Genomic DNA, 4,685 nt, shown 5'->3' with positions numbered 1-4,685 from the left:
CATAGTTCGTCCGGCACGAGCCGACGCGACAGATCAACCCTCACGGTGCAACATCATGCCGCACCAGCACACGACCACGTGAGACATCCTCTTAACTGCATGAGGTGACTTTTCCCGCGATAGCCGGGGTCGAGGCGAGCGAGGACAGCACCTGCCCGCCCCGGCTTTATTTTTGTCCCTCGTCCGAGTCGGGGCAGTCGATGACAACGGTGTACAGGCGTCCGATCAGCCGGCTTACTCTGCTACTGGCCCGCGAGCGGGCCAGTAGCAGAGGCCCAGCCCAAGGTTAAAGAACAAGCTGAGTACCTGTTCCATATCCCTGTGGTGCTCCTCTGACGGCGCGGTTTGGGTCCATGTAGCGTCAGCGTCAGGGGGATGAGATGAACTTCGACGAGAACGAACCGCAGTCTGTTCGCGAAGAGCGCTTCGTCGCAGAACGAGTTGAAAGAAGAGCGGCACGCAAGGCCGCGTCGCTCGACTCGCGGGGAGTTCACCTCGGCGCGGTCATCGTGACCGTCGCCCTGGTCCTCCTCAGCTGGTGCGGCAAGCTGGCCGCTCTGGGCATCGTCAGTGGAGTTATTCTGCTCTGGTTCGCCGCTGCCCTTGCATGGGCCTACGCCGACGGGGGCGAGGGCCGGCACGTACTCCAGCGCGCGTACAACGTCACCTTCGGATGGGGCGACGGGTTCTGAGTATCAAGGCCAAGCCGGAGGGCGGTTTGATGAGCGATGTCGACCCGGTGGGGAGCGGTCCGCAGTACGCCGATGAGCTGACGACTGACGTTGTGTGGGAGATTGGGGACTTCCTGCTTCCTCGACTGGAGCGAGCGGCTAGTGCTCACCCATCAGACAGCGAGGAGGGCATCACGGCCTCGGCACTCGCAGAGGCAGTGGCCACGTTGGTTCTCACGTTGGAGTGGACCATCGCCGGTGGAACGCCCGGCAGTGTCCGTATTCCGGTCGGCATTCCGCAGCCCCCGATGCCTACCGAGGAGGCACGCCGGGTACGGGCGGAGATGCGGCTGGAGCGCCTCCGGGAGGATTGGAACACTCTCTGTCTCCTCGTCGGCTACTGGCGCTCCGCACCTGGCTATCAGGACGCCCGCTGGCGCAAGCTTGAGTTCCGCGACGCCGAGCATGAGCGTTGGTACCAAGAGCAGTTGTCCTACAGTCATCTGGAGAGCCGCGTCATTCGACCGCCGCGGTAGGGATGACGAATGGTTCCTGCGTGAGTCGGAAGTGCGATTGGCGTTCGTGGCGGTAACCATGGTCAGTCCCGGTGGGCCTCGCGTGAGGCGCCCCAGCGAGCTGCTGGAGAGAAGTCAGGTCGCCGCGAATCAAGATGGCCATCACCCGGATCATCTCCGCGCGCGAAACGTGCTGGATATGACGAGGCTGGACGTTACTGTCATTGAGATTTTCAAGCGCCAGAGTTCCGTCCTGAAACGCTGAAACAATCCAGGAGGAGTCATCGTCCGTGACCGATACGTCTGGGTGCTCATCATCGGTGGGACTATCGAGCTCAGCGACGAGTGACGGTATACCGGTCTCGGTGCCGTCCTCCATACCTCCGTCTCGATGCGTGAATGTAATCGACATCGTCGACTCACCTCCTATTACGTGGAGCGCCGTTCGGAACCGCCCACTCCGAGTAGCCGCCAGAGCCACCAGCATGCAACAGATGCTGGCAGAGCGACCCAGGATCATGCTGGGAACGCGGCACGAGGCGCGTCACAGCCTGTCGACCGCCGGCGTTGGAAGCTGGCTCATGTGGCCAGGTGAAGCGCTCGGAGGTCATGAGCCGAGGCGCTATAGCTTCCGTCAGGGCCCGGAACGAAGTGTGCAGGGTCGGTTGTTGGGCATGCGGGACACCTCGGGTGGCCGTGGAATCGTCTGAGGTGGTGGCATAGGTCCGTGCTTCGCTTGCCCCTGGTGACAGGGAGCGTGCCGCAGCGGTGACAATCACCATGCTTCGTCCTGGTGAAGCCGGAGGCCAGCGGATGCTGGTTGCGTAGGTTTCGATCGAGAGTACTTGTGGGTGGATTTCGGTATCAGGCAGTGATCGGAAAGCGTGTGAATGTTGGTGAGACGTAGGAGCACCCTCGGGTGGCGGGGCTCGATCGTGCGTGTGGAGCCAGTTGTGTTCGTGGCAGGATGACGGCATGTTGATCAGAAAGGGCGATGCCGCGTAGGCGCCCGAAGGCCGTCCGTGCTGAGCGGTGGCGGCCTCGCAGACACGTTGCGGTTCGGCGGATCCGGGGCGTTTCGGCGAGGACTCGTGCGGCTGTCCGTCGCGTCGAGGATGAGCGGATGTGGCCTGGTGCAGTTGCTGACGCACTCGCCCGTTTCGAGTGGGCGTTCAGGCAACCTGGCCGTTATCTGAACGCATCCCAGGTCTGGCAGCCCGGACTGGAGGTGGAGCATGCCCGCGATGATCTGGAAGAGGTCATGCTTCACCTCCCTGGCGGTGCCCGGCGCGACCTCGGCCGGCTGACTGCTTGCATCGATGATGAGTTCGAGCGTCGCACCCTGCCGAATCCTGGGCCGGTGAACGCGTTCACGGTGGGCGGCTGGTGGTGGTCAAGGAGCCGTGAGTACTGAGGAGGCTTACGAAGCCTCGTGCGCCCAGGTCAGCTCGTGGCAGGCTCCTCGGCTCGGGCGCGGGTGGTGGCGAGGCGGTAGGAGTCGGTGCCGGTTTCGATGATGGTGCCGTTGGAGGTGAGGCGGTCGACGGTGGCCGTGCAGAGCCGGGGGTCGGTGAAGGTCTTGGTCCAGCCGGAGAAGGACTCGTTGGAGGCGATGGCGACGCTGTTCTTGTTCTCGCGTTCGGTCAGGACCTGGAAGAGGAGTTCGGCGCCGCGGCGGTTGAGTTCCATGTAGCCGAGTTCGTCGATGCAGAGGGGATCGACGCGGCCGTAGCGTAGCGGGCGATGGTCTTGGTCAGTTGCTTCTATCGGCGGCTTCGAAACGAGCTCGTTGACCAGGTTGGTCGCCAGGCCGTACTTGAACCTGTGCCCGGCCATTGCGGCCTCGGTGCCCAGCGCGATCGGCAGGTGTGACTTGCCCGTGCCGGAGTCGCCGATGAGGCAGAGCGGCAGGCCTTTCTTGATCCATTCGCATGTGGCGAGGGTGTGGACCATGGCCGGGTCGATGTTGGGGTTGGCGTCGAAGTCGAACTTGCGCAGGAACTTGTCGCGGGGGAAGCCGGCGGCCTTGATGCGTCGCTCCGAGCGGCGGCGGGCGCGGTCGTCGCACTCGGCCAGGAGGAGCTCGGAGAGGAAGCCGAGGTAGGACATCTGCTCGCGGCCGGCGGTTTCGGCGAGCTCGGGGAACTGGGACCTGATCGTGGGCAGCCTCAGCATCCGGCGTGCCTGGTCGATCGCGGCTGTGGCGGCCTGTTCGGTGAGTCCTCGCTGGCGGGGGATGGACACGTGCTTTTCCTTCAGAGGGTGGGGCGGTCGCGGCGGAGCCGCAGGAACTGGTCGTAGTGGGCGACGGAGGGCAGGGCGCGTTTGTCGGGTGGCAGGCGGGCCCGGACGGCAGCCGGCAGCGGGGCGACGCTGGTCCGGGTTCCTGCCGAGGGGTCTGGGACCTCGGCGGGGGCGGTGTCGGCGTCTGCTGCCTTGCGGGGTTCAAGAGCGACGGCGTCCGCGGTCAGTGCCCCGGTCTTGAGGGCGGCGGCCAGGCCGGTGACCAGGTGCTCGTGCGGCAGGTGCCGACCGAGGAGGAGGCGTCCCACCAGGCGTCCTGGACAGGAGTGAACCGGCCAGCAGAGCGGGCCTGGTCGAGCGCGGTCGCTCACGGGAGGGCGCCGGGCTTGCGCACGAGAGCTTCCAGGTTGTGGTCCAGCTCGAGGCGGGTGCCGCCTTTGGCGATCAGCCGTTCATGCCGGGCGACCTCGTCCGGGCTGTCGTAGACCACGAGCTCGGAGGCGTGCAGCATCGCTCGGACATTCCGGCCGATCAGCCGGACCGGCACCGAGTAGCGGTTGGTGCGGACGCTGATCTGGCTGTAGCGGTCGACGCTGCTGAGCAGGGCCGACCGCCCGTTCAGGGCGGTGACAGTGTGGCGGGCTGCTCACGTCATCGACGTGAGCAGATCGGCGACCTCGCGGACGGCGTCCCGGACGGTGCGGCCGACGCCGACCAGGATGGCCGAGGCGCCTTCGCAGAGTAACGAATGAGTGACGTCGGCGTTGTTTGCCAACGAGCGTGCTGATTTGCCAACTGTGCTGCGTTGCCACACCACAGATCTGAGCTCCGGGTCCCGTAAATCGCGGCGCTCTTGGGGGACTTGGCGCTCGCCGGGCTTCGGTGAACGTCTCGCCCGGAGGGCGGCCCGGGCCTTCTTCGAGGCGGTGGGTTCCCGGACAGGCCGAGAGGCATCTCGCGCTTGGGTGGTTCTGGCCCTGGTCAGTAGCCGTCGAACTCTGCATTGCAGGTTTCCTCAAGGTTTTCCCAAGGCGGGTCCCGCATGATTAGCCAGCCTGAGAGCGCATGCGCATGACATGTGCTCAGCCCTCTGCAGACAGGTGGAAAACCGCCGGCAACGGTGAAGACCCGTCCCGAAGGGCGGGCCTTCACCGTTGCTCAGAAGCCGTATCTCAACCGATCATGGAACGTGCGGGTCGAACAGGTTTCCCGCCGGGGTGATCTTCCCGTTGTGCGCGCATGAAGACAGGGCCTC

8 protein-coding genes are annotated in these 4,685 nt (G+C 65.1%); 3 read left to right on the top strand and 5 right to left on the bottom strand.

Going from position 1 to position 4,685, the window contains the following annotated elements:
* Positions 1-380 precede the first annotated feature (380 nt).
* Together ABZ707_RS33290 and ABZ707_RS33285 are read left to right on the top strand one after the other, a co-directional pair.
* Entirely contained in the window at positions 381-692 is a 312-nt protein-coding gene (locus tag ABZ707_RS33290; protein ID WP_360182638.1) for a hypothetical protein, read from the top strand.
* Positions 693-721: 29 nt separating this feature from the next.
* Positions 722-1,207, top strand: a complete 486-nt coding sequence (locus ABZ707_RS33285; RefSeq protein WP_360182635.1) for a hypothetical protein — start codon at positions 722-724, stop codon at positions 1,205-1,207.
* Here the strand turns inward: ABZ707_RS33285 and ABZ707_RS33280 are convergent.
* A complete protein-coding gene (locus ABZ707_RS33280) occupies positions 1,188-1,565 on the bottom strand; it encodes a hypothetical protein (protein WP_360182632.1) in 378 nt (125 codons plus the stop codon). The genes ABZ707_RS33285 and ABZ707_RS33280 overlap by 20 nt on opposite strands.
* Positions 1,566-2,309: 744 nt before the next feature.
* Between ABZ707_RS33280 and ABZ707_RS33275 the strand changes: the two genes are divergently transcribed.
* Positions 2,310-2,600 (top strand): hypothetical protein, encoded by a 291-nt coding sequence (locus ABZ707_RS33275; RefSeq protein WP_360182629.1) that lies wholly within the window; start codon positions 2,310-2,312, stop codon positions 2,598-2,600.
* Between the two features lie 29 nt (positions 2,601-2,629).
* On the opposite strand, the gene istB is transcribed toward ABZ707_RS33275, so the two are convergent.
* The 4 genes from istB to ABZ707_RS33255 form a co-directional block, all read right to left on the bottom strand.
* Positions 2,630-3,430, bottom strand: a complete 801-nt coding sequence (istB, locus tag ABZ707_RS33270; protein WP_360182626.1) for an IS21-like element helper ATPase IstB — start codon at positions 3,428-3,430, stop codon at positions 2,630-2,632.
* 11 nt (positions 3,431-3,441) lie between these two features.
* Positions 3,442-3,738, bottom strand: a complete 297-nt coding sequence (locus tag ABZ707_RS33265; protein ID WP_360182623.1) for a hypothetical protein — start codon at positions 3,736-3,738, stop codon at positions 3,442-3,444.
* 59 nt (positions 3,739-3,797) lie between these two features.
* Positions 3,798-3,941 (bottom strand): hypothetical protein, encoded by a 144-nt coding sequence (locus ABZ707_RS33260; RefSeq protein ID WP_360182620.1) that lies wholly within the window; start codon positions 3,939-3,941, stop codon positions 3,798-3,800.
* A gap of 135 nt (positions 3,942-4,076) precedes the next feature.
* Positions 4,077-4,205 (bottom strand): hypothetical protein, encoded by a 129-nt coding sequence (locus tag ABZ707_RS33255; protein ID WP_360182617.1) that lies wholly within the window; start codon positions 4,203-4,205, stop codon positions 4,077-4,079.
* Between the last annotated feature and the right edge of the window lie 480 nt (positions 4,206-4,685).

The organism is Streptomyces sp. NPDC006923 (assembly GCF_040635655.1).
In the GTDB taxonomy this organism is placed as follows: Bacteria; Actinomycetota; Actinomycetes; order Streptomycetales; family Streptomycetaceae; genus Streptomyces.
The sequence above is the reverse complement of the archived record's forward strand: the minus strand, read 5'-3'. Positions and strand labels throughout refer to the sequence as shown.